Source organism: Kitasatospora sp. NPDC056651 (assembly GCF_042792155.1).
Lineage (GTDB): Bacteria > Actinomycetota > Actinomycetes > Streptomycetales > Streptomycetaceae > Kitasatospora.
Genome location: NZ_JBHTWX010000082.1, coordinates 1 through 24,037, shown reverse-complemented (window position 1 = coordinate 24,037; position 24,037 = coordinate 1). Strand labels below are relative to the sequence as shown.

The 24,037-nt window shown below is 74.1% G+C and carries 19 protein-coding genes and 1 pseudogene; 10 read left to right on the top strand and 10 right to left on the bottom strand.

The genetic code is table 11. The annotated features are described in order from the left end of the window. Positions 1-134 precede the first annotated feature (134 nt). A complete protein-coding gene (locus tag ACFRAR_RS27320) occupies positions 135-4,898 on the top strand; it encodes a hypothetical protein (protein ID WP_380700852.1) in 4,764 nt (1,587 codons plus the stop codon). A gap of 132 nt (positions 4,899-5,030) precedes the next feature. Here ACFRAR_RS27320 and ACFRAR_RS27315 read toward each other — a convergent pair whose 3' ends face one another. Beyond that, positions 5,031-5,555, bottom strand: coding sequence for a MarR family winged helix-turn-helix transcriptional regulator (locus tag ACFRAR_RS27315; RefSeq protein ID WP_380700851.1), 525 nt, complete (start codon positions 5,553-5,555; stop codon positions 5,031-5,033). A gap of 40 nt (positions 5,556-5,595) precedes the next feature. Between ACFRAR_RS27315 and ACFRAR_RS27310 the strand changes: the two genes are divergently transcribed. Continuing rightward, positions 5,596-6,555, top strand: coding sequence for an EamA family transporter (locus tag ACFRAR_RS27310; RefSeq protein WP_380700850.1), 960 nt, complete (start codon positions 5,596-5,598; stop codon positions 6,553-6,555). Between the two features lie 53 nt (positions 6,556-6,608). Here the strand turns inward: ACFRAR_RS27310 and ACFRAR_RS27305 are convergent, their stop codons facing one another. Beyond that, the gene (locus ACFRAR_RS27305; protein ID WP_380700849.1) at positions 6,609-7,130 is read right to left on the bottom strand and encodes a pyridoxamine 5'-phosphate oxidase family protein; all 522 of its coding nucleotides are present in this window, start codon (positions 7,128-7,130) and stop codon (positions 6,609-6,611) included. Between the two features lie 379 nt (positions 7,131-7,509). On the opposite strand from ACFRAR_RS27305, the gene ACFRAR_RS27300 reads away from it, so the two are divergent. After that, positions 7,510-8,958, top strand: coding sequence for an Ig-like domain repeat protein (locus ACFRAR_RS27300; RefSeq protein ID WP_380700848.1), 1,449 nt, complete (start codon positions 7,510-7,512; stop codon positions 8,956-8,958). Between the two features lie 116 nt (positions 8,959-9,074). Here the strand turns inward: ACFRAR_RS27300 and ACFRAR_RS27295 are convergent, their stop codons facing one another. The 3 genes from ACFRAR_RS27295 to ACFRAR_RS27285 form a co-directional block, all read right to left on the bottom strand. Further along, positions 9,075-10,307 carry an MFS transporter gene (locus tag ACFRAR_RS27295; RefSeq protein ID WP_380700847.1) on the bottom strand — a complete coding sequence of 411 codons (1,233 nt, stop codon included), beginning with the start codon at positions 10,305-10,307 and terminating at the stop codon, positions 9,075-9,077. Then, positions 10,304-11,860: an amidase gene (locus ACFRAR_RS27290; RefSeq protein ID WP_380700846.1), complete on the bottom strand. Its 1,557-nt coding sequence runs from the start codon at positions 11,858-11,860 to the stop codon at positions 10,304-10,306. Before ACFRAR_RS27290 ends, ACFRAR_RS27295 begins: the two co-directional genes overlap by 4 nt. Positions 11,861-12,064: 204 nt before the next feature. Next, entirely contained in the window at positions 12,065-13,000 is a 936-nt protein-coding gene (locus ACFRAR_RS27285) for a glycoside hydrolase family 19 protein (protein WP_380700867.1), read from the bottom strand. Positions 13,001-13,449: 449 nt separating this feature from the next. Between ACFRAR_RS27285 and ACFRAR_RS27280 the strand changes: the two genes are divergently transcribed. Next, positions 13,450-14,325: a choice-of-anchor K domain-containing protein gene (locus ACFRAR_RS27280; RefSeq protein ID WP_380700845.1), complete on the top strand. Its 876-nt coding sequence runs from the start codon at positions 13,450-13,452 to the stop codon at positions 14,323-14,325. A gap of 9 nt (positions 14,326-14,334) precedes the next feature. Here the strand turns inward: ACFRAR_RS27280 and ACFRAR_RS27275 are convergent, their stop codons facing one another. Beyond that, positions 14,335-14,757, bottom strand: coding sequence for an ArsR/SmtB family transcription factor (locus ACFRAR_RS27275; protein ID WP_380700844.1), 423 nt, complete (start codon positions 14,755-14,757; stop codon positions 14,335-14,337). A gap of 104 nt (positions 14,758-14,861) precedes the next feature. On the opposite strand from ACFRAR_RS27275, the gene ACFRAR_RS27270 reads away from it, so the two are divergent. From ACFRAR_RS27270 to ACFRAR_RS27250, 5 genes are all read left to right on the top strand, one after another. Beyond that, positions 14,862-16,844, top strand: a complete 1,983-nt coding sequence (locus tag ACFRAR_RS27270; RefSeq protein WP_380700843.1) for a heavy metal translocating P-type ATPase — start codon at positions 14,862-14,864, stop codon at positions 16,842-16,844. Continuing rightward, positions 16,841-17,260 (top strand): (2Fe-2S) ferredoxin domain-containing protein, encoded by a 420-nt coding sequence (locus ACFRAR_RS27265; RefSeq protein ID WP_380700842.1) that lies wholly within the window; start codon positions 16,841-16,843, stop codon positions 17,258-17,260. The genes ACFRAR_RS27270 and ACFRAR_RS27265 overlap by 4 nt, the downstream gene beginning before the upstream one ends. A 344-nt stretch (positions 17,261-17,604) precedes the next feature. After that, positions 17,605-18,045 carry a sulfurtransferase TusA family protein gene (locus tag ACFRAR_RS27260; protein WP_380700841.1) on the top strand — a complete coding sequence of 147 codons (441 nt, stop codon included), beginning with the start codon at positions 17,605-17,607 and terminating at the stop codon, positions 18,043-18,045. 60 nt (positions 18,046-18,105) lie between these two features. Next, positions 18,106-19,059, top strand: coding sequence for a polysaccharide deacetylase family protein (locus tag ACFRAR_RS27255; RefSeq protein WP_380700840.1), 954 nt, complete (start codon positions 18,106-18,108; stop codon positions 19,057-19,059). Between the two features lie 41 nt (positions 19,060-19,100). Further along, positions 19,101-19,547: a hypothetical protein gene (locus tag ACFRAR_RS27250; RefSeq protein ID WP_380700839.1), complete on the top strand. Its 447-nt coding sequence runs from the start codon at positions 19,101-19,103 to the stop codon at positions 19,545-19,547. 26 nt (positions 19,548-19,573) lie between these two features. Here the strand turns inward: ACFRAR_RS27250 and ACFRAR_RS27245 are convergent, their stop codons facing one another. From ACFRAR_RS27245 to def, 4 genes are all read right to left on the bottom strand, one after another. Then, positions 19,574-19,759 (bottom strand): hypothetical protein, encoded by a 186-nt coding sequence (locus ACFRAR_RS27245; protein WP_380700838.1) that lies wholly within the window; start codon positions 19,757-19,759, stop codon positions 19,574-19,576. A gap of 94 nt (positions 19,760-19,853) precedes the next feature. After that, positions 19,854-21,287, bottom strand: coding sequence for an RsmB/NOP family class I SAM-dependent RNA methyltransferase (locus ACFRAR_RS27240; protein ID WP_380700837.1), 1,434 nt, complete (start codon positions 21,285-21,287; stop codon positions 19,854-19,856). A 106-nt stretch (positions 21,288-21,393) separates the two neighbouring features. Next, a complete protein-coding gene (fmt, locus tag ACFRAR_RS27235) occupies positions 21,394-22,338 on the bottom strand; it encodes a methionyl-tRNA formyltransferase (RefSeq protein ID WP_380700836.1) in 945 nt (314 codons plus the stop codon). A gap of 53 nt (positions 22,339-22,391) precedes the next feature. After that, positions 22,392-22,937 carry a peptide deformylase gene (def, locus tag ACFRAR_RS27230; RefSeq protein WP_380700835.1) on the bottom strand — a complete coding sequence of 182 codons (546 nt, stop codon included), beginning with the start codon at positions 22,935-22,937 and terminating at the stop codon, positions 22,392-22,394. 328 nt (positions 22,938-23,265) lie between these two features. Between def and ACFRAR_RS27225 the strand changes: the two are divergent. Then, positions 23,266-23,611 (top strand): annotated as a pseudogene (locus ACFRAR_RS27225) (hypothetical protein); the annotation flags it as partial. Positions 23,612-24,037: the final 426 nt, after the last annotated feature.

Genomic DNA, 24,037 nt, shown 5'->3' with positions numbered 1-24,037 from the left:
TCCACCCCGTACGCGCTCGGCGGCACATCGCGGCAGACGCCGGAGGTTGCCGAATGACCGCCATGATGCGCGGCCCGGGACGACACCGGGCGCGGAGGCTCCGGTCGGGAGCGGTGGTGGGCGCACTGGCACTGATGGCGTCCACGATCGGCGTCGCGGTCACCGCGTTGACCCCGGTGCCCGCGCAGGCAGCCGTGCCGACCGTCACGTGCACGACGAGCCCGAACATCTTCAACACCGGGTACGACGCGGCAACCGGTGGCGTCCTCGCCGACGGCGCGAAGGACGCGAACTGGGAGGTCGCCGGTCCCTTCGCGGCCACGGCTTCGGTCGCGCCGCCGCCGGCTGGTGCCATGTTCGCCCCGGCCAACGTGGCCAACCTGGTCCCCAGCGTGTGGGCTGCCAGCCCCTACCAGAACGCGCAGTGGATCTCACAGCAGACCAAGGCCGCACCGGACCAGGGTCCGACCAACGGTGACTGGTACTACCGCTACCAGTTCGACCTCTCCCCGTCCGTCAGTCCGTCCGCCTTCGCGCTGTCGATGAACTTCCTCGCCGACAACGCCGTGGCCGAGGTGTACGTCAACGGGGTCGCCCAGTCCAAGCAGACGACGGGTCTCCCGCAGACCACGTTGACCGCTCCGCCGCCGGCCGGGCAAATGACCGGCGTCTACTACTACGCGGGCTTCACGACGGCGAACGCCGCGCAGACGACGCTGAAGAACAACTGGCAGACCGGCCTGAACACGATCGCCGTGCAGATCAAGTCCGGTGCGAACGCGGAGGGTTTCGACGCGCAGGTCCGGCCGAGCGTCCTGTGCCCGGCCCCCTCGGTGTCGCTGAAGAAGACCGCGACGGTCACCCCGGCCGCCGACCAGACGGGCGCGAAGGTCGGTGACACCGTCGCCTACTCGTTCGCGGTCACCAACACCGGGTCGACACCCCTCGTGTCAGTGGCGGTCGACGACCCGGCCCTCGGTGCCGTGACCTGCCCGAAGCCGCCGGCACCGGGCCTGGCCCCCGGCGCCTCGGTCACGTGCACGTCGACGGCGACCCACACCGTCTCGCAAACCGACGTGGACGCCGGGTCGGTGACGAACACCGCGACCGCGACCGGGACCAACGACGTCGGCATGACCAGCCCGCCCGCCTTCGCCACCGCGACCGTGCCGGCACAGAGGTCGGCGCCGGCCCTGTCGGTCAAGAAGTCCGCCACCACCAGCCGGCCGGACAGACTCGTTCTCGGCGAGCAGGTCACGTACAGCTTCGTGGCCACCAACACCGGCAACGTCACGCTCAAGGACGTCAAGGTCACCGAGGGCGCGTTCACCGGTACCGGCACCCCGCCGGTCGCCACCTGCCCCGCCGCCGAGGCCGCTTCGTTGGCTCCCGGTGCGTCGATGACCTGTACGGCCACCTACACGGTGACGCAGGCCGACGTCGACGCGGGCTCCATCAAGAACTCGGCCACCGCCACCGGCAATCCGCCGACCGGTCCGCCGCCGGTCTCACCGCCGTCCGAGGTCACCGTCCCGGCGCCGAGCGACCCCGCGCTGACCGTGGTCAAGTCCTCCTCCACCGACAAGCTCGTCGCCGGTGAGAAGGTCACGTACGGCTTCCGGGTCACCAACACCGGCAACGTCACGCTGAAGGACGTCAAGATCACCGAGGGCGCGTTCACGGGCAGCGGCAAGCTCGACCCCGTCGCCTGCCCGAGCGGCGCCGCTTCCCTGGCCCCGGGCGCTTCCGTCCTCTGCACCGCCACGTACACGGTGACGCAGGCAGACGTGGACGCCGGCTCGGTGAAGAACAGCGCCACCGCCACCGGCACCCCGCCGAGCGGTGAGCCGCCGGTCTCCCCGCCGAGCGAGACCACCGTGACCGCGCCGAACGAGCCCGGCCTGTCGGTGGTCAAGACCGCGAGCAGCAGCCGGCCGGACAAGCTGGTCGTCGGCGAGAACGTCGCCTACACGTTCGAGGTGAAGAACACCGGCAACGTGACGCTGAAGGACGTCAAGGTCACCGAGGGCGAGTTCACCGGCCACGGCCAATTGTCGCCGGTCACCTGCCCCACGGCCGAGGCCGCCTCGCTGGCCCCGGGCGCATCCATGACCTGCACCGCCACCTACCCGGTGACGCAGGCGGACGTGGACGCGGGCTCGGTGAAGAACAGCGCGACCGCCACCGGCACCCCGCCGAAGGGCGAACCGCCGGTGTCCCCGCCGTCCGAGGTCATCGTCCCGTCGCCGAGCGACCCGAAGCTGACGGTCGTCAAGACCTCCTCCACCGACAAGCTCGTGACCGGCGAGAAGATCACGTACGGCTTCGCCGTCACCAACACCGGCAACGTGACGCTGAAGGACGTCAAGGTCACCGAGGGCGAGTTCACCGGCCACGGCAAGCTCGACCCGCTGACCTGCCCGGCGGAGGCCGCCTCGCTCGCCCCGGGTTCCGCCGTCACCTGCACCGCCACGTACACGGTGACCCAGGCGGACGTGGACGCGGGCTCGGTCAGGAACAGCGCGACCGCCACCGGCACCCCGCCGCACGGCGAACCGCCGGTCTCCCCGCCCTCCGAGACGACGGTGAGCACCAAGGACGAGCCCGGCCTGTCCGTGGTCAAGACCAGCTCGACGGGCACGCTGGTGGCCGGTGAGGAGATCACGTACAGGTTCGAGGTGAAGAACACCGGCAACCTCACCCTCAACGATGTCAAGGTCAACGAGGGCGAGTTCACGGGCAGCGGCAGGCTGTCGCCCGTCACCTGCCCGACGGCCGAGGCCTCTTCGCTGGCCCCCGGCGCCACCATGACCTGCACCGCCACCTACACCGTCACCCAGACCGACATCGACGCGGGCACCGTCAGGAACACCGCCACCGCCACCGGCACCCCGCCGCGCGGCGAACCGCCGGTCTCCCCGCCCTCCGAGACGACGGTGACCACGACCGACGAACCCGGCCTGTCCGTGGTCAAGACCGGCCACAGCGGCAAGCCGGACGAGCTCGTCGTCGGCGAGCGGGTCACGTACGACTTCGCCGTCACCAACACCGGCAACGTCACCCTCAAGAACGTCAAGGTCACCGAAGGCGAGTTCACCGGCCACGGCAAGCTCGACCCCGTCGACTGCCCCGCCGACCAGGCCTCCTCGCTGGCCCCGGGCGCGTCGATGACCTGCACCGCCGCGTACACCGTCACCCAGGCGGACGTCGACGCCGGCTCCATCAGGAACAGCGCCACCGCCACCGGCACCCCGCCGCGCGGCGAACCGCCGGTGTCCCCGCCCTCCGAGACGGTCGTCCCGGCACCGGAGAAGCCGGCCCTGGCCGTCGTGAAGACCTCCTCCACGGGCAGGCTCGTCGCCGGTGAGGAGATCACCTACAAGTTCGCCGTCACCAACACCGGCAACGTGACGCTGAAGGACGTCAAGGTCACCGAGGGCCCGTTCACCGGGCACGGCAAGCTGTCGCCGGTCGTCTGCCCCAAGGACGCGGCCGCCTCCCTGGCCCCGAACGCGACGGTGCTCTGCACCGCCACGTACACCGTCACCCAGGCGGACGTGGACGCGGGCTCGGTCAAGAACAGCGCGACCGCCACCGGCACCCCGCCCAAGGGTGTGCCGCCGGTGTCCCCGCCGTCCGAGACGACGGTGACCACGACCGACGAACCCGGCCTGTCCGTGGTCAAGTCGGCCACCACCGGCGGCCAGGACGACAAGCTGGTCGCCGGCGAGACCGTCACCTACAGCTTCGCGGTGCGCAACACCGGCAACGTCACGCTAAAGGACGTCAAGATCAACGAGGGTGAGTTCACCGGCCACGGCAAGCTCTCCCCCGTCACCTGCCCGAAGGAGGCCACCGCTCTCGCACCCGGCGCCACCGTCACCTGCGCCGCCACCTATGTGGTGACCCAGGCCGACGTCGACGCCGGCACCGTCAAGAACACCGCCACCGGCACGGGGACCCCGCCGCGCGGCGAACCCCCCGTGTCCCCGCCGTCCGAGGTGGAACTGCCGCAGGCACCGAAGCCCGCGCTGACCGTGGTCAAGTCCGCGCAGACCGAGAAGCCCGGCAAGCTCGTCGTCGGTGAGACCGTCACCTACGACTTCGCCGTCACCAACACCGGCAACGTCACCATCAAGGACGTCAAGGTCACCGAGGGCGAGTTCACCGGGCACGGCAAGCTGTCCCCCCTCGCCTGTCCGAAGGACGCGTCCTCGCTCGCGCCCGGCGCCACCGTCACCTGCACCGCCGGCTACAAGGTCACCCAGGCCGACGTCGACGCCGGCACGATCAGGAACACGGCCACCGCCACCGGCACCCCGCCGCGCGGCGAACCCCCGGTGTCCCCGCCGTCCGAGGTCACCGTTCCCTCCGACGGACAGGGCGCGCTCGGCCTCACCAAGTCCGCCGAGGTCACCGACGTCAACGGGAACGGGAAGACCGACGCCGGGGACCGCATCGACTGGAAGCTCACCGTCGCCAACCAGGGCACCCTCACCGTCACCGACATCAAGGTCGACGACCCCACCGCCGGTGACGTGACCTGCCCGAGGACGAGTCTCGCCCCGGGCGAGGTGATGGAGTGCGGTGCCAAGCCGCACACCATCACCGCCGAGGACGCCACCCACGGAAAGGTCGTCAACTCCGCCACCGCCACCGGCAAGGCGGGCAACAGCGCGATCGCCTCTCCCGAGGCCACCGCCACGGTGAAGGTCGAGCACGACGACCCGGCCACGCCCGGCAACCCCGGCGGCCCCGCCACCCCGGCAGCGCCCAAGCCGTCCGGACCGCTCGCCCACACCGGCGCCGCCGTCCTCACCGCGACCGCCGTCGCGGGCGTGCTGCTGGTCATCGGGGCCCTCGCCATCGGCCTCAGCAGGCGCCGCCGCAACCGCTGACCGATCCGACCGGACAACCTGACCCGACAACCCACGTCACCGGCGCCCGCCGGGCCACGGAACCCACCCGTGCCCCCGGCGGGCGCCTCACTGTCATCGCCCTGTCGCCGGAGGCCGGGGCTCCCGACCGGGTCAGCTGCTGCCGGACGGGGCCGCGTTCTCCACGTGTGAGAGCCAGGTGGTGAGCAGCCCTTCGAGCGCGGTGCTCTCGGTGGGCGTCAGCAGGCTCAGCAGGCGGCGTTCGTTGCGCATGTGGTCGGTGAACGCCCGGTCGATCAGTTCGCGGCCGGGCTGGGTGAGGGCGACGATGCGGCCGCGCTGGTCGTCGTCGGAGCGGCGGCGGGTGACGAGTCCGGCCCGTTCCAGGCTGTCGACGCGCTTGGTCATCGCGCCGGTGGTGACCATGGTGTGTGCGGCGAGTTCGCCGGGTGCGCGCTCGTAGGGCTCGCCGGCGCGGCGCAGGGCGCACAGGACGTCGAACTCCCCCTCGCTGAGGCCGTAGTGCCCGTAGACGAGGCGCAGCTCGTCGGTGAGGTGGTCGGCCAGGCGGTGCAGCCGGCCGATCACGCCCTGCGGGGAGACGTCGAGGTCGGGGCGTTCGCGGCGCCAGTCGGCCTGGATGCGGGCCACGCGGTCCGGCGGTTGCGGTTCGTGCATGCGCACCATAGTAGCTTCCTGGGAAGCTATATTGCCTTCCATGGAAGCCAATCTGCGCTGGGTGGCGCTGACCGCCGTCGCGCCGGTCGCCTGGGGCGCCAACTACTACGTCACCCGCGAGTTCCTGCCACCCGGCAGTCCCCTCTACGGGGCGGCCCTGCGCGCGCTGCCCGCCGGACTCGTCCTGCTGGGCCTATGCCGGCGGCGGCCGCGCGGTGCCTGGTGGTGGCGGTCCGCGATGCTCGGGCTGCTCAACGTGAGCGTGTTCTTCGTGCTCGTCTACGCCGCCTCCCAACTCCTGCCCGCGAGCATCGCCTCGACCGTCATGGCGGTGTCCCCGCTGGCGATGATGCTCATCGCCTGGAGCCTCGTCTCCGAGCGGCCCGGCACCGCCCACCTGGCCGGCGCCGCGATCGGGCTCGGCGGCGTCTGCCTGATGCTGCTCACGGGGGCGGGCGGGGTGAGCGTGCCGGGGGTCCTCGTCTCGGCCGCAGCCATGCTGGTGTCGTCCTTCGGCCACATCCTGGCCAAGCGGTGGAACACCGGTACCGACGTGCTCGCCTCGACCGCCTGGCAGCTCACCGCCGGAGGACTGTTCCTGCTCCCCGTCGCCGCGGCCGTCGAGGGCCCTCCGCCCGCACTCTCCCCGTCGGCGCTCCTCGCGTTCGGCTACGTCACCCTCGTCGCCACCGCGCTGGCCTTCGCCGCCTGGTTCGCCGGGCTGCGGCACCTGCCCGCCGGGACCGTCGGCCTGATCGGACTGCTCAACCCCGTCACGGGCGTGCTGCTCGGCACGGCCGTGGCCGGCGAGGTGCTGACGGCCCAGCAGCTGTGCGGGCTGGCGCTCGTCCTGGCCGGAGTCGTCCTCGGGCGGCCCGCCCGGGGCCGCCGCCCGGGGCGTCGCCCGCGGGCGGGGATACCCGGGACACCCGGGGCCGAGGCCGACACCGACCCGGCCGGGGAGGAGCCCGGCTCACCCCGGCCGACCGCGCACCGCTGACCGCCGCCGGGCGGCGCTGCCCTACCTCGGCATGGGACGCGCCGGACCCGCCGTCACCCCAGGCCGAGTGCGGCGGGGTCGGCGGCGAAGACGGTCATCCAGTGCGGGCGCAGCCGGTAGTAGACGACGTCGTTGTCCCAGTCGAAGGTGTCCCGGCCGTAGAAGTCCTGGAAGTAGGCGAGCAGTTCCGGCCAGTCGGCGGCGGGCTCGCCGTCCTGGGGGTTGAGGACCTCGACGGTGCCGTGGGTGAAGACGCCCAGCTCCTCCCCGCGCATGTGTGCGGCGCTGGCGGCGGGGCGGGCGGCGAGGTGACGGGCCTTGGCGGCGGTGCGGGCGGTGCCGAAGTGCCACATGCCGTGGAGGAAGTGCCCGTCGGCGCCGCTGATCCGGGGCTCGCCCTTCGCGGTGACGGTGGAGAGCGCGAGGGTGCACATGCCGGTGAGGACGCGGGTGAGCTGTTCGGCGGTGAGCGTGCGTTCGTCGTTGACGATCGACCGCAGGTGCGCGGTGGAGCGGGAGAGGGAGGTGTCCAGGAGCGCCTGGAGGCGGTGGAGCTCGTCGGGGGTCTCGCGCATGGGGGTCCTTTGTGTCCGTACGTCGTTCCCGGTCGGCGCCGAGGCGGCACCGGCCGACGGTCCCCCACTCTCCCGCCGAAACCCGACACCTCCTGTCGTGTTTCATCAGCCGACCCGCGTACCGGTGTGACATGCCGCCTATCGGAGCAATCGGGGGCACCCGGGCCGTCCAGCCGTCACGCTGTGCTCGCGGCCCGGACAGCCGGGCACCTCACTGGAGCACCCCGGCGAGCGTCACCGGCCTCGGGCGTTCCGGGCTGACGGGTGCCGGCGGTGGCAGATCCGGGGAGCGTCCGGCCGCTGTGACGACCCGTCGGCAGGACGCGTGGTCCGTCATCACCCGGAGCCCCACCCCACGCCAGAGCGTCAGGAGACAGCAGTGACCAGACAGCACGCCCCGGAACAGTCCCTCCCCGGCGCGGAGGCCGGACGGAGTCAAACCCGCACCGGCGCCGACCGGCGCGAGCAGTGGCGGCGGGCAGGGGTGGTGGCGGGACTGTTCATGGCACTGTCCGGCACCGGGCTGACCCCTGCGGCCGCCGTGTCAGCGGGAGCCGGGACGGCCGGGGCCGGGCTGACGGGAGCCGGGCCGGCGTTCACCCCGGCATCGGCCCAAGGGGGCGACCCGACGTTCACCTACACCTTCACCGGGGCCCCGCAGAGCCTCGCCGTCCCCGCGAACGCGGTGGTCACGATCACCGCCGACGGCGCCGGCGGCGCGGACGACACCGGCACCCCGTGCTCCGTCACGGGCACGGGCGGGACGGGGGCACGGGTCGTCACCACCCTCCCGAAGACCGCCTCCCCGACGACGCTCACCATCAACGTCGGCGGCACCGGAGGCAAGGGCTGCAACGGCACCGGCACGGGAGGGGCCGGCGGGTTCAACGGCGGCGCCCCGGGCGGGGGCATCTCGGTCACCGGCTTCCAGGCGGAGGGCCCGGGCGGCGGCGGCGCCTCCAGCGTCAGCGCGGGCTCCTTCCTGGTGGTCGCCGGAGGCGGCGGCGCGGCCGGCGGCACCGGCGGCAGCTTCGCGGGTGGGGCCGGAGGCGACGGCGGGACGCCGGACGCCACCGGCGGCACCACGGGAACCGCCACCGGCCCCGGGGCCTCGCCCGGGCAGGGCGGGGGCGGCGGCAGTACCAGCACGAGCACCGGAGGCACCGGCGGGGCCCACGGCACCGTTTCGTTCTGCAGCGCCACGGCGGGTGGCCCGGGAGCCGGGTTCTCCGGCGCGGCGGTCGGCACCGGCGGTACCGGCGGCAGCATCGACGGCGGCTGTGCCGCCACGGCCACCGGAGCCGGCGGGGGAGGCGGCGGCGGGTACTTCGCCGGCGGGGGCGGCGGCAGCGGCGCCGTCAACAACACCGGCACCGACGCGAGCGGGGGCGGCGGGGGCGGGGGCAGCAGCTTCGCCGCCCCGTCCGGCACCGGAACGTCCTACGCCCTGTCCACGGTCGGGACGGCGAACCACAACGGCCAGGTGATCGTCACGTACACCGTGGGCAAGCCGGTCACCACCTTGCTGACCGCGATGCCGCAGAGCCCCCGGACCGGCCGGCCGGTCGTGCTCGGCGACCTCGTCTGCCCCGGCCCCGGCTCCACGGCCACGCCCACCGGCACCGTCACGTTCACGGACGCCACCACCCACACCACCCTGGGCACGGGGCGGCTGTTCCTCTCCCTCGGCAGGTGCGCCGCCGCCGGGCTGGTCACCTCCTTCGGCACCACCGGCGCCCACACCGTCACCGCCGTCTACAGCGGCGACTCGGTGTACCAGGACACCAGCGGCAGCCCCGAGACCATCACCGTGACGGTGAGCCCCTGACGGTGAAACCGTGACGGTGAGCCCCTGACCGGAACCGCCAGGGCACGGGGCGGGGCGGGACGGGGCGGGCTCACCGTCAGCCCCGTCCCGCCCCGGCCGCACCGCCAGCCCCGTCGTCACCCGGATACCGCGCCCCCGGTCACCGGCTCGGCAGCCGGCCCGGCCGGTCCCTCCTCCGGCCCGTCCCCCGGTTCGGCCTCCGTCAGGACCCGGTCGCGCAGGCACAGCGCGCAGCCGAGCGCCACCACCAGCACGCCGAGGACCACGGCGAGGGCGGTCCGCAGGCCGTGGGCGTCGGCCAGGCGGCCGAGCGCCGGGGCGGCCAGACCGCCCACGGACATGGCGAGTCCGAGGGTCAGGCCGCTGGCAGTGCCCGGCCGGGTGGGCAGGTAGTCCTGGGCGAGGGTCACCTGCGGGGCGAAGGGCAGGAACATGGCCAGCCCGAAGGCCACCGCTCCGGCCACGGCGACGGCCGCGGAGGGGGCGAAGGCCACGGCGGCGAGGGCGGGGACGGCCAGCAGGTAGCCGGTGCGGATCGGGGCCAGCCGTCCGTGCCGGTCGCCCAGCCAGCCGCCGAGCAGGGTGCCGGCCGCCCCGGCCAGGGTGAGCAGGGTGAGCGCGGCGGCGCCGAGCCCGGTCGAACCGTGGAGGTCGCGCTGGATGTGGAGGGCGAGCATCGACGTGACGGTCACGTAGGGGATCGACCAGGCGACCGTGGTCGCCGCGAGCCGTCCGAACGCCCGCCAGTCGTCGCGGTGGGAGCTCGCCGCGGCGGCCCGGGCGGGTGTCGGGGTCGACGTCGCACGGCCCCGCTGCCGACGGGCCTGCGCCGCCCAGAGCGCGGCCGTCACCAGCGCGGGGACGGCCAGCAGCCAGCCGCCGCCGAGGCCGTACGAGCCGACCACGAGGGTGACCAGGGCCGGGGCCAGCGAGGCGCCGAGGGTGCCGCCGACGGAGAACAGGCTCATCGCCCGCTGGGACTGCCCGCCGGCGATCCGGGCCTGGTGGGTGGCGGGCGGGTGGTAGGCGGCGATGCCGATGCCGGCCAGGGCGGCGCAGAGCCAGGTGAGCGGGTAGCTGTCGGCCATGGCCGCGCCGGTGATGCCGGCGGCGGCGGTGAGGAAGCCGGCCGGGATGAGCCAGCCGCGGGGGCGGCGGTCGACGAGCAGGCCGAACAGCGGCTGGATGACGCTGGACAGGCCGCTCGCGGCCAGGGCGATGCCGGAGACGGCGGTGTAGCTGTAGTGCCGCTGGGACATCAGGAAGGGCAGCAGCGCCGGGACGGCGCCCTGGTAGAGGTCGTTGACGATGTGGGTGCCGGTCAGGAACGCCAGCCTGCCGCGCTTCACCGGGCGCTCCGCTCGGGCCGGGCCGCCGTCTGCCGGATCTGTTCCGGCGCCGCCGTCTGCCGGGCCTGTTCCGGCGCCGCCGTCTGCCGGGCCCGCTCCAGGACGGCCGCCTGCCGGGCGGCGTGGTGGCCCCAGGGCCGGGCCCGTTCCAGCTGGGCTCCGAGGGCGAGCAGCAGGCCCTCCTGGTGGAGCCGGGCGGTCAGCATCACACCGATCGGCAGACCGTCCGGCGTCCAGTGCAGCGGCAGGCTGATCGAGGGCCGGCCGGTGAGGTTCGCCACCGGGGTGCGCGGGGTGACGGCGAGCATCCGGGCGTAGGTGCGCTCCGGGTCGTCCGGATCGGCCAGCGAGCCGACCGGCAGCGGCGGCTGGTCCGTCGTCGGGCTCAGCACCGCGTCGAACCGCTCGTAGCGGCGGCAGATCGTCCGGGCGGTGGCAGCCAGCGAGGCCGTCGCCGCGTACAGCCGGACCGCGCCGTGCTCCTCGCCCCGGGCCCGCAGCCAGTGGGTCAGCGGCAGCAGCCGTTCCTCCCGCTCCGGCGGGACGGGCACGGCGGCGGCCAGCACGCTCCACAGCACGGTGAAGTCCGGCAGGTACTCGGCCGGGTCGAACGGCGGGGCCTCCTCGACCCGGTGGCCGAGGTCGGCGAGCAGGTCGGCGGTGCGGCGGCAGGCGAGCGCGGCCTCGGGGTGCCAGCCGTCCGCCGGGGGCAGGATCCCGATCCGCAGGGGGCCGGGCTCGCGTTCGGCGCAGGACCGGAAGTGCCCGGCGGGGACGGCGGGCAGGGTGCTGCCGTCGCCCGGGGTGCTGCCCGCCATGGCGTCCAGCAGCAGGGCCGCGTCCAGCACCGTCCTGGCCAGCGGGCCGGCGGTGGCCAGCCCGAGGGCGTCCGTCCCGGGGGCGGGGGTCACCCGTCCCCGGCTGGGCTTGAGGCCGACGACTCCGCACGCGGCGGCCGGTATCCGGACCGAGCCGCCGCCGTCGCTGCCCAGGGCACCGGCCGCCAGCCCCGCCGCGACCGAGGCGGCCGCCCCGCCGCTGGAGCCGCCGGCGCCGCGGGTGGGGTCGTAGGGGCTGCGCGCGGTGGCGTGGGTGGTCTCGGTGTACGCGGAGCAGCCGAACTCGGCGGCCGTGGTGGTGCCGAGCAGTACGCCGCCGGCCGCCCGGAGGGCGCCGACCACGGCGGCGTCCGCGGGGGCGACGCGGTCGTCGAAGGCGGCGGAGCCGGCGGTGAACGGCAGCCCGGCGACCGGCCAGGTGTCCTTCACGGACAGGGGCACGCCGAGCAGGGGCGGCAGTCCATCGCCCTCCCCCGCCCCGTCGCCCTGCCCCGTTCCACCGGCGGCCCCCGTTCCGGCAGCGGCCAGCCGGGCCTCGGCCGCGCGGGCGGCCCGGTGGGCGCCGGGCGCGTCGACCGTCCGGTAGGCGCCCAGCACGCCGTCCAGCTCTCCGATCCGGCGCAGGTGGTGGTCGACCAGTTCGGTCGGTGAGACGGTGCGCGCGCGGACCGCCGCGGCCTGTTCGGCCAGCGTCAGGTCATGGAGGTCAGTCATGATCAGCCCCTAAGTCCTCAGGTTGTCAGGTTGTCTGAGGACTTGAGCGTAGGGGCAGCCATGACCAAAAAGCAAGGCAAGCCTTACCTCATGCGAACGGGCCGCCGCGCCAGGATCGGCACGGCGGCCCGCGATGTGGACCAGCTGTCCTGTCGGGCGCTCAGCGGCTCAGGTCAGCAACCCAGCCCGGCCCAACAGCTCAGCTCAGCAGCTCAGGTTGTTGCCCGGCACGGTGCCGAGCAGCTGGGTGAAGCGCTGGTAGGCGTTGATCCGGCTCTGCACCTGCGCGGGGTTGCCGCCGTTGCACTCCAGCGAGCCGTTGATGCTGCGGATGGTCTCGCCGAAGCCGTAGCCGTTGACGATCGCGTTGTGCGGGGTCATGGTGCCCGGCCCGTTCTGGGTGTTCCAGTACCAGAGCGCGGTCTTCCAGGCGACGGCCGGGTCGGTCTGCACCAGGTTGGGGTTGCGCAGCAGGTCGATGCCGAGGGCGTCGCCGGCCGCCTTGTAGTTGAAGTTCCAGCTCAGCTGGATCGGGCCGCGCCCGTAGTACGCGGACTGCCCGGCCGGGCAGCCGTACGGCTGCGAACTGTCGCAGTAGTGGGGGTAGTTGGCGGTGTTCTGCTCGACGACGTAGACCAGCGCGCCGGTTTCGTGGTTCACGTTGGCCAGGAAGGCCGCGGCCTCCTGCTTGCGGACGGTGTCGCTGCCGGTGGCCGCGAAGGCGGGGTAGGCGGAGAGCGCGTCGATCAGGCCCTGGTAGGTGTAGAAGGGGTTCCGGTTCGGGAACATCTGGTCGAACTGGGCCTGGCTGACGGGGAATCCGCCCGGGTTCGGCGTGGCGGTGGAGGTCGGCGTGACGGTCGGTGTGACGGTCGGGGTCGGGGTCGTCGTCGGGCCGGTTCCGCAGCCGCCCTGGTCGGACCAGACGCCGGAACCGCCGGTGCTGGGCGGCTCGTTCTGGGTCCACCACTTGGCGAGCCAGTTGTGGCCGTTGTAGGAGACGGCGGCGCCGCCGGTGTAGACGGCCGAGGAGCTCCAGGCCGTGGCGCAGACGGCGGCACTGGCGTTGGCCGCGGGCAGCAGCAGGACCACCGCGAGCGCCGTGGCGACGGTGGAGAGCAGTGCGAGCAGGCGTTTCATGGACACTTGATCACCCCTTGTGCGGTGTGGGGCCGCACGGTCGTGGAGGTAGGGACGTCGGGGCAGGGGAGCCGGGCCCCGCGGGGCGGGGGCACGTCGTGGGGGGACGGGCCGACCGGGGTGCGGGCCGATTGCGGGGCTGACCCAGAACTCAAGCGGAATGGTCTAGACCTGTCAAGGGGTCCCGGGCAAAGCCGTACCCCACCGTTCGGTTCCGGATGGCGCGGCGGGGTGCCGCGCCGGCCCTGCCACGAAGCCGCCCATCACTCGGACGAGTGAGGAAAGGCCTCCTTGCGCGGGATTCGCCCGCGCAGTTGGAAGAGTGGAGTGTCAGCCGGCGAAGGCCCTCCCGGGTCCGACCGGGCCCGGTCGCGGCGTCGGCCGCCGGCGAGCCGCACGCAACCGTCGTCGCGTGCGGCATGCCCACCGAATCGAGGAGTCGTCCGAGCATGTCCGAAGTCACCACGTCGGGAACCTGGACCACCGTCACCCCGACCCCGCCCAACGTCTCGGGGCTCCACACCGGGCACATCACCTGGGGCGTCCCCGTCGGGGGCGGCAAGAGCGGCTACTCGTTCACCGGCGGCACGGTCGACGTGGAGGCCGGCGGCCCGGAGACCACGCTGGGCACCTTCACCCACCAGAACTTCCCCATCATGGGCGGCGGCGTCAACCGGTTCGACGTCGATCTCGTGGTCCGCATCCGCTTCCAGGAGGACGCCGAGGACCGCGACTTCAGCTTCAGGTTCCACCACTTCGAGACGCCCAACGACGGCCCCACGCCCGACGACGAGGTCGACCTGCCCACGCGGGTGTCCCCGGAGAGCGTGACCATCGACGGCGAGGAGTACGCCGCCGTGATCACCGGCTTCAAGCGGAACGGAGAGATCGTCAACAAGTTCTTCAGCCCCGAGAACGGCTCCAACAGCGCCGACATCGTCGCCGTGCTCTCCCGGGTCGGCGTCCCGGACGTGGTCATCACCACCGTGCGCCACAAAGGCTCGGTCAAGTACACCCAGGCCGACGAGTACGTCGAGATCGTCAACCGGGGCACGGCGCACGCGGACATCTCCGGCTGGCTCCTCCACGCCGACGACCCCGGCCAGAACTTCACCTTCCCGCCCGGCACCACGCTCAGGGCCGGCCAGCGGATCCGGGTCTACACCAACGAAGTCCACGCCGAGTCGGGCGGCTACTCCTTCGGCAGCGGACGTGCCGTCTGGAACGACAAGGGCGACACCGCGCACCTCATCGACACCGAGGGCGCGCTGGTCTCCGACTACAGCTACGGCACCGACGCCGGCCGCGGGACCGGGACCGCCTGAGGCACCCCCTCAGGAACCGCCGACCGACCGGGCCGCCGCGTCGCCCGCGAGGTCGGCGAGGTCCGCGTCCTCGGCGCCGACGGCGTCGCTGAGCCCGAGGCGCAGGTGCTCGGTGTGGTAGACGGCCTGGTCGAGGAGTTCGGCCACGTGGTTGTCGTACAGCGCGTAGACCACCGAGCGGCCCTGCCGGGTGCCGGTGACCAGGCCGAGGTTGCGCAGCAGCCGCAGCTGGTGGGAGCAGGCGGACTGTTCCATGCCGACGGCGTGGGCGAGGTCGGTGGCCGCGCAGGGCCCTTCGCGCAGGCGGGCGAGGATCAGCAGGCGGGACGGGGTGGCCAGGGCCTGCAGCGTGGTCGCCACCCGGGCGGCGTTGTCCGCGTCCAGGCGCGTGCGCGGGACGGCGTTCTTCGCGGGAGCGGCTCCATGACCCATGCGCCAATACTACAGACAACACTTGAATGGGTGTTCATGTATTCCTGTATCGTGGATCGGGTCGTCACTCCTGCCCATGGCCTGCCCGAAGGGTCCTGTCTGCCATGTCCTCCACCCTGATCGAGCGCCCCGCCCCCGAGGTGGCCGCCGGATCCACCGGTGTCGCCCCACGGCGGCGCACGCGGATCTTCGCGCTGCCCGAGGCCCGCTGGGCCGCTGCCGCGCTGGTGCTGTTCCTGATCGCGCTGCCGTTGCAGCTGACCGGCGCCCCCGCGTGGACATGGGGTCCGCTGTACGCGCTCGCCTACGCCACCGGCGGCTGGGAGCCCGCCTGGGCCGGCCTCCAGGCGCTGCGCGAGAAGACCCTCGACGTCGACCTGCTGATGATCGTCGCCGCGCTCGGCGCGGCGGCGGTCGGCCAGGTGATGGACGGCGCGCTGCTGATCGTCATCTTCGCCACCTCCGGCGCCCTGGAGGCCATCGCCACCGCCCGTACCGCCGACTCGGTGCGCGGACTGCTCGACCTCGCACCGGCGACGGCGACCCGGCTGCTGGACGACGGCACCGAGGAGAGCGTCCCGACCGAGCGGCTCGCCGTCGGCGACACCGTCCTGGTGCGTCCGGGCGAGCGGATCGGCGCCGACGGGCGCGTCCTGGACGGCGCAAGCGAGGTCGACCAGGCCACCATCACCGGCGAACCGCTGCCGGTGGCCAAGGGGACGGGCGACGAGGTGTTCGCCGGCACGCTGAACGGCACCGGCGCGCTGCGGGTGAAGGTCGAGCGGGACGCCTCCGACTCGGTGATCGCCCGGATCGTGAAGATGGTCGAGGAGGCCTCCGAGACCAAGGCGCCGACCCAGCTGTTCATCGAGAAGGTCGAGCAGCGGTACTCGATCGGCATGGTCGTCGCCACCCTCGCGGTGTTCGCGGTGCCACTGGCCCTCGGCGCGGCGTTCACCGGCTCGCTGCTGCGGGCCATGACCTTCATGATCGTCGCCTCGCCGTGCGCCGTGGTCCTGGCCACCATGCCGCCGCTGCTGTCCGCGATCGCCAACGCCGGCCGGCACGGCGTGCTGGTCAAGTCGGCCGTCGTCATGGAGCGCCTCGGCCAGGTCGACGCCGTCGCCCTCGACAAGACCGGCACCCTCACCGAGGGCACTCCCCGCGTCACCGACGTCCGCCCCCTGGCCGGCGCCGGCTTCACCGAGGACGGACTGCTGGCGCTGGCGGCCGCCGCCGAGCACCCCAGCGAGCACCCCCTCGCCCGCGCCGTCGTCGACGCCGCCCGCACCCGGGGCCTGACCCTGGCCACGGCCGAGGACTTCGCCTCCGCCCCCGGCATCGGGGTCACCGCCACCGTCGGGGGCCGCGCCGTCGCGGTCGGCGCCCCGGCCCGGCTGCTGACCGACGCGGTCTCCTCGCGCGCGGCCAGCGTCGCCGCCGAGCTGGAGGACGGCGGGCGCACCGCCGTCCTGGTCGAGGTGGACGGCGTCCCGGTCGGCCTGCTCGGCATCGCCGACCGCCTGCGCCCGGACGCCGCCGCCACCGTCACCGCGCTCACCGCCCTGACGGGCACCGCGCCGATGCTGGTCACCGGCGACAACCCGCGCGCCGCCGCCCGCCTGGCCGCCGAGGTCGGCATCACCGACGTCCGCGCCGGCCTGCTGCCCCAGGACAAGGTCACCGCCGTCAGGGACCAGGAGCAGGCGGGCCGCAAGGTCCTGGTGATCGGCGACGGCGTCAACGACGCCCCGGCGCTCGCCGCCGCCCACACCGGCATCGCGATGGGCCGCGCGGGCTCCGACCTCGCCCTGGAGACCGCCGACGCCGTGATCGTGCGCGACGAACTCGCCACCGTCCCCGCCGTCGTCGCCCTCTCCCGCCGGGCCCGCTCCTTCGTGGTGCAGAACCTGGTGATCGCCTCGGTGTTCATCTCCGTGCTGGTGGTCTGGGACCTGGTCGCCACCCTCCCGCTGCCGCTCGGCGTCCTCGGCCACGAGGGCTCCACCGTCATCGTCGGCCTCAACGGCCTGCGCCTGCTGCGCGAAGCCGCCTGGACCCGGGCCCGCACCGAGGGCCGCCGATGAGCAAGCGCGCCCGCAAGCAGACTGCCGCCCCCGCCCAGGGGACGGCGGCCCGCTGCACCGTCACCGTCTGCCGGGGCTGCTGCTGCGGCACCCCGAAGGTCCCGGGCCTGGACCACCGCGCCCAGCTCACCGGCCTGGGCGCCTCCCTCGCCGGAGTCGCGAACGTACGGCCCACCGACTGCCTGGACGCCTGCGAGCAGGCCAACGTCATCGTCGTCCAGCCCTCCGCCGAGGGCCGCAAGGCCGGCGGACGCCCCGTCTGGCTCGGCCTGGTCAACGACCCCGACGCCGCCGCCGACATCACCGCCTGGGTCCGGGCCGGCGGCCCCGGCCTCGCCGACCCGCCCGGCGTCCTCGACCTCTACGCGTTCAGCCCCTCGCGCCGCATCAGCCGCCAGATCGACGAATCAAGGTGACCCGGCCCTGACGGGCAGGGCCCGCGGGGGGGGGGCCGCCCCCGCCCGCCCCCGCCCCCGACGCCTCCTCGGCGGCACCGACCGCCTTGACCGCCAATGAGATCCGCCGCCTCATCGACGCACTCGTCCTCGACCGTCCCCGATCGCGCGCTCGGGTCCTGCACTGGTCGATGTGGCGACGAGTGCACCAAGGCAGAGCCCGCCACAGCCACTACCTGCGACGACTCGCTACGTGATCACGAAGTGCGGCTGGAGTACTAGGCTGAACCCGCCCCATCCGCAGCACGCACCACCCCAGGAACGCGCACCACCCCCGCACCACCCACCCCGCGAAGGGCGACACCGTGACCGACACCCCCGGCACCGGGCCCGGCCGAGCAGGCGCCCTCGCCGAGACCCAACGCGCGCACTGGCAGCGGACCTACACCGCCAACCCCGGGATGTACGACGAGCGGCCGTCCGCCCCCGCCGAGTACGCCGCCGGGGCGTTCTCCGCCGTCCCCGACCTCACCATCGACGGCACCGGGCTGCTCTGCGTCCAGCTCCTGCTCCGGCTGCGCGCCCGGATCGCACACCTTCCGGCCGGCGCGGTGGTCCACATCCACTCCACCGACCCGGCCGCCCCGCTGGACCTGCCCGCCTGGTGCCACCTGACCGGCCACGAGTACCTCGGCCCGGTCCCGTACGAGGCCACCGACCGCGAGGTGTACGCCCTGCGCCTCACCTCCGCCCCGGTCCGGACCCGCCCCGACCGCCCCTGGCACCCGGCCCCCGAGGCCGACTGACCGGCCGCCGCTCCGGAAATCCCCGCGCATCCGCCCCGGGGCGCGGGGCACACTGCCCTCGTGCCCGCAGCCGACACCCCACCCCCCATCCCGATCCCGATCCCGATCCCGATCCCGACCGGAACCGCCAACCACCTCCTCGGCCACCCGCCCGACGCCCGCCTCCTGCTGCTCAACTGCGACGACCTCGGCCTGGACGAGGCCGTCAACCTCGCCGTGATCGACGCCGTCCGCAACGGCATCGCCGCCTCCTGCAGCCTGATGACCCCGTGCGCCGCCGCCCCGCACGCGCTGCGGCTGCTGCGCCGGCACCCGGAGGTCCCCTTCGGCGTCCACCTCACGCTGGTCTGCGAGTCCTCGGACCGCCGCTGGGGCCCGCTCACCGCCCGCGACCGGGTGCCCTCCCTCCTGGACGCCGACGGCGAGCTGTTCGCCCCCACCCCGTCCGGACGCGCCCGGCTGCTCGCCCGGGCCCGACTCGACGACGTGGAACGCGAGTTCCGCGCCCAGATCGACACGGTGGCGGCAGCCGGCCTCACCCCGACCCACCTCGACTTCCACTGTCTGGCCGACGGCGGCCGCGAGGACATCCTCGATCTCACCCTCGCCCTCGGCGCCGAGTACGGCCTGGCGGTCCGGGTCTGGCTGCCGCCCGCCCTGGCCCGGATGCGCGAGCGCGGGCTGCCGGTGGTGGACCACGGCTTCCTCGACAGTTTCACCGTCCCGGTGGACGACAAACCCGCCCACTACGCCCGGCTGCTCGCCGCCCTTCCGCCAGGCCTCACCGAGTGGGCCCTGCACCCGAGCCTGGCCGGCCCGAACCCTCGTGACCCGCAGGACGGCTGGCGCGTCCGGCGCACCGACCACGCGTTCCTCGTCTCCCCCGAGGCCCCCCTCCTCCTCGCCCAGCACGGCATCACCGTCCTCGGCTACCGCACGCTCCAGGAAGCCTGGCAACGAGCCCGAGGACGGCTCATCGACCAGGCCCCCGGGGCACCCGGTGTGCCACGATAGTGAGGCACGAACGTCCCAGCGCCACACGGAGGTTGACCACCGTGGACCCGATCATCAGCTGCCGCTGGCAGGACCGGAACGGCGAGTGGGCCCTGGCCGTCGGCCACAGCGGCGACGGCTGGGAACTGCTCGCCTCGGCACCCGCCTGGTCGGAGTCGTTCTCCTTCGCGAACCCGGACGAGGTCCGCCGGCTCGCCCAGGCCCTGCTGGACCTGCCCGCCGAACCCGAACCGTACGAGTTCGAATGGCGGCTCTCCCGCACCGAGCCCGCCCCCGCCAAGGGCGAGTTGACCCACTTCGCGACCTTCGCCGTCGGCCTCGACCCCACCGACGGCCACCGCCCCTACCTCGCCTACCAGTCCTACTACGACCTGGGCCGGGTGACCGGACGCGGCCTGGAGGTGATCTGCGAGGACCCGCCGATCGACCACCTCCGCGCCCAGGCCCACGCCTTCCTCACCTCCTTCCCGACCCCGAACCACCCATAACCCCCGTCACGCGCCCCCGAGCCCGCTCACCCCACGGCGCGCGCCGCCCAGTCCGCCTCCGCCGCCTCGGCCTCCACCAGCCCGCGCAACAGCTCCCGGTACCCGGCGTCCCCGGCCGGCCGCGCCGACTCCACCCAGGCCTCGACCTGTCCGACCGACGGGTCCTCCGGCAGCTCGGGCGTCAACGAGCGGGCGGCTGCCGCGCCCCGCACACACGCCACACGCCCGCCCGCCACGCGCCCCGTACGCCGAACGCCTCCCCGGCCGGGCGGAAACCCCTGCCGAGGAGGCGCCGTCACCACCGCGTCAGGCGGTCCGCCGCAGCAGCGCCAGGTACATCGCGTCCGTCCCGTGCAGGTGCGGCCACAGCTGCACGTCCGGCCCGTCGCCGAGCGCCGGGACGCCGAGCAGCAGCGGGCGGGCGTCGATCCACTCGACCCGGCCGCCCTCGCCGCGCAGCACGTCGTCCACGACGGCCCGAGTCTCCGCGAGGTGCGGCGAGCAGGTCGCGTAGCCGACCACGCCGCCGACCCGGGTGGCCTCGATCGCCGAGCGCAGCAGGTCCCGCTGGAGCGGGCCGAAGGCCGCGACGTCGGCCGGCCGGCGGCGCCAGCGCGCCTCCGGGCGGCGGCGCAGCGCGCCGAGGCCGGAGCACGGCACGTCGACCAGCACCCGGTCGAAGCCGCCGGACCGCCAGGCCGGGCGCGTCCCGTCCGCCGCGATCACGGTGTACGGGCCGGGGTTGCCGGCCAGTGCCCGGGCCACCAGCCGGGCCCGGTGCGGCTGCTTCTCGCTCGCGACCAGGGCCGCCCCGCGCTCGGCGGCCATCGCGCCGAGCAGCGCGGCCTTGCCGCCGGGGCCGGCGCAGCCGTCCAGCCAGAGCCGGTCGGGGCCGTCCAGCGGCGCCGAGGCCAGCGCCAGCGCGACCAGCTGGCTGCCCTCGTCCTGCACGCCCGCCCGGTTCTCCTGGACGGCGGCCACCGAGCCCGGGTCGCCTCCCTCGGCGAGCCGCAGCGCGAACGGGGACCACCGGCCCGGCTCGGCCTCGGGCAGCGCTTCGGCCAGCTCGCCGACGGTGGCGCGGCCGGGGCGGGCGACGAGGGTGACCTCGGGCCGCTCGTTGTCGGCCCGCAGCAGTTCCTCCACCGCGGTGCGCCCGGAGGCGTCCGGCTGCCACCGGCCGAGCGAGTCCCAGAGCGCGGAGACCACCCAGCGCGGGTGCGAGTGCACGACCGCCAGGTGGTCCTCGGCGTCCTTCTCGTACGGCGGGGCGACCTGCTCGATCCAGGTGTCCAGGTCGTGGGCGCTGATCCGGCGCAGCACGGCGTTGACGAACTTCGCCTTGCCGTCACCGAGCACCACCCGGGCCAGCTCGACGGTCGCCGAGACGGCCGCGTGGGTGGGGATGCGGGTGGTGAGCAGTTGGTGGGCGCCGAGCGAGAGCACGTCCAGCACCGGCGGGTCGACCTTGCCGAGCGGCCGGTCGATGCAGGCGGCGATGATCGCGTCGTAGGTGCCCTGCAGGCGCAGGGTGCCGTAGACCAGCTCGGTGGCGAGGGCGGCGTCGCGCCGGTCCATGCCCTTCTGCTCGGCCTCCCGGAGCAGCGAGGGCAGGATCAGGTTGGCGTAGGCGTCGCGCTCGTCGACGGCCCGCAGGGCGCGGAAGGCGACGATCCGGGCCGGGTCCTTCTTCGGGCGGCGGTGCGGGCGGGGGGCGCGCTTGGCGCTGGGGGTGGTCACAGGTGCCTCAAGGTGCTGCGGTGGTTATCAACGAACTCGAACACATGGCTCGAACACATAGGGCGAACGAACGATCTCAATCGAACAGTAACGCCAAACGGGAGCGTCAGCCGCCGGTCCCGAAGCGCTCCCCCGCCTCCAGCCGCGCGCCCCGGGCCCAGTCGGCGGCCCGCATCTCCTTCTTCCCCTGCGGACGCACCTCCCCCAGCTCGACGTCGTGGCTGCCGGTGCCGACCCGGACGCTGTTCTTGCCGGCCACCGCGACCTCGCCCGGCGCCAGCTCGGCGGAGCCCGGCAGCAGCGTGACCGGCCCGGTGACCTTCAGCCGCTCGCCCCGGAACTCCGTCCAGGCCCCGGGCGCCGGCGCGCAGCCGCGCACCACCCGGTCGATCCGGAGCGCGGGGTGGTTCCAGTCGATCCGCGCGTCCTCGACGGTGATCTTCGGCGCGAGCGTGACGCCCTCGGCCGGCTGCGGCACGGCGTGCAGGGAGCCGTCCGCGATGCCGTCCATGGTGGCGGCCAGCAGCCGCGCGCCGGAGACGGACAGCCGGGTGAGCAGGTCGCCACTGGTGTCGCCCGGGCGGATCTCCTCGGTGACCACGCCGAACACCGGGCCGGAGTCCAGGCCCTGCTCGATCAGGAAGGTGGACGCGCCGGTGACCTCGTCACCGGCCAGCACCGCGTGCTGGACCGGGGCCGCACCGCGCCAGGCCGGCAGCAGCGAGAAGTGCAGGTTGACCCAGCCGTGCTTGGGGATCTCCAGGGCGCCGGGGCGCAGCAGCGCGCCGTAGGCGACCACCGGGCAGCAGTCGGGGGCGAGTTCGGTGAGCCGGGCGACGAAGTCCGGGTCGCTGGGCTTCGCCGGCTTGAGGACCTCGATCCCGGCCTCCTCGGCGCGCTGGGCGACGGGGCTGGCGACCAGCTTGCGCCCGCGCCCGGCCGGAGCGTCGGGGCGGGTGACCACGGCGACGACCTCGTGCCGGTCCGAGGCGAGCAGGGCGTCCAGGGCGGGAACGGCGACCTCGGGGGTGCCGGCGAAGACGAGACGCATCAAGTGCCTTTCTGCAAACCGAAGTTCAGTGGAGAGCGAGGACGGCGAAGGGCTCAGCGGGCGGAGCCGAAGGTGCTGTGCGGCGAGACCTTGACCACCGGGGCCGGTCCGTTGCCCCAGTCCGCCTCCCGGATCGCCTTCAGCGCGGCCTTGCGCCGCTCGCGGTCGAGCCGGTCGATGAAGATGATGCCGTCCAGGTGGTCGGTCTCGTGCTGGATGCACCGGGCCAGCAACTGGGTGCCCTCCACGGTCACCGGATCGCCGTACATGTTGAAGCCCTTGGCCACCACGCCGTACGCGCGCCTGGTGTCGTAGCGCAGCCCGGGCAGCGAGAGGCAGCCCTCGGGGCCCTCCTGCTCCTCCTCGCTCAGCGACAGGTCCGGGTTGATCAGGTGCCCGGTGACGCCATCCACGTGGTACGTGAACACCCGTAGGGAGACGCCGAGTTGGGGCGCTGCAAGGCCGGCTCCGGGGGCGTCCAGCATGGTGTCGGTGAGGTCGCCGACCAGCTTGCGCAGTTCCTTGTCGAAGGTGGTCACCGGCTGGGCGGTGGACCGCAGGACGGGGTCTCCGAAGATGCGGATCGGCTGGATCGCCACGGGGTGCGGACTCCTGTCCGTAGGGGCGCGGGCTGCGGTCGGCTGCTGGTTCACCGGCAAGTCTATGCAACCCGTCCGGGACGGCCCGCCCGGCCACCCGCCCGGCCACCCGCGGAGGCCTCCCGCGGAGGCCTCCCGCGGAGGCCTCCCGCACACCCCCGCCGGAGCCCCCGCCGAACCCGGATCGGCGGTCCGCGCATCCCGACTGTGCCCAGCCGCGTTACCCCGGGCCCGATTCGGCGTTGGTCAAGAGAGATTGACCGGGGCCGGGCGCACGGAACACCGCGTCCCGGCCGAGCTGAACCGTACGGAAGGTGGCACGTAGGCCATGGCCGAGCAGATCAACCACGACGCCCGGGCGCGGGCGAGCCTGCACCTGCTGGTGCGGGACATCGAGCGGGTGAGGCGGCAGGTCGATGCGCTGCGGACGCTCACCGCTCAACTGGGCAACGTCTACCGTCCGCGCCGACCGAGCACCTCGGCCGGCTTCGTGGTGTACGGGCGGGCGCCGGCGCCGACCGTGCGCCTGGCGCAGGAGCTGCGGGAGAGCGTGGAGACGCTGGTGGCGGCGGCGGTCGAGTTCGACCGGGCGCTGGGCTTCTCCTGGGACTCGGTGGGCTCCGCCCTCGGGGTCACCAAGCAGGCCGTGCACCGGCGCTACGGCATGCGCCGCCCGACCAGCGAGCTCCTCGCCGCGAGCGGTGCCGTCCCGAGCCAGGGCCGCCCGGACCGCGCCGAGGAGCTGCCCGCCGGCGCCGAGCGCACCGGCCTGGCCGCGACCGTCCCGGCGGCCCGCCAGGGCGGCCTGGACCGCAGCAGCCTCGACCGCAGCCCGATGGACCGTCCCCCGATGGACCGCGGTTCGCTGGACCGCAGCCCGATGGACCGCCCCACGATCGACCGCACCCCGATGGACCGCAGCCCGATGGACCGCCCCGCAATCGAACGCCCCACGATCGACCGCACCCCGGCCGACCGCGGCACCCCTGTCGACCGCCCCCAGCCGGACCGACCCGGCATCCCGCTGCGCGGCTGACCGAGCCGCCCACAGCCGTGCCCCGCCCCGCGGCCGCGGCCCCCCACCCCACCCCCCCCCCCCC